Source organism: Bacillus cereus group sp. Bce019 (genome assembly GCF_051781745.1).
GTDB lineage: Bacteria > Bacillota > Bacilli > Bacillales > Bacillaceae_G > Bacillus_A > Bacillus_A cereus.
Genome location: NZ_JBPWJX010000167.1, coordinates 1 through 266, shown reverse-complemented (window position 1 = coordinate 266; position 266 = coordinate 1). Strand labels below are relative to the sequence as shown.

The window sequence follows — 266 nt, the reverse complement described above, 5'->3', positions numbered from 1 at the left end:
TGGGCCTAAATGGACTCGAACCATCGACCTCACGCTTATCAGGCGTGCGCTCTAACCAGCTGAGCTATAGGCCCATACAAATTGCAGGATTTATTTATATCATATCCTCATTTAAGAGTCAATACTGAATTGAACTCTCAAAACTAAACGAAAACGAAACACGGAAACTTATATTGATAAGCATCGCTTATCAATTCTCCATAGAAAGGAGGTGATCCAGCCGCACCTTCCGATACGGCTACCTTGTTACGACTTCACCCCAATCA

General features: G+C 42.9%; 1 tRNA gene and 1 rRNA gene. Both read right to left on the bottom strand.

The features are described 5' to 3' along the window. Window positions 1–74 (bottom strand) — tRNA-Ile (locus ACS2QP_RS27875). A gap of 130 nt (window positions 75–204) precedes the next feature. Next, window positions 205–266, bottom strand: a 16S ribosomal RNA gene (locus tag ACS2QP_RS27870); the annotation flags it as partial.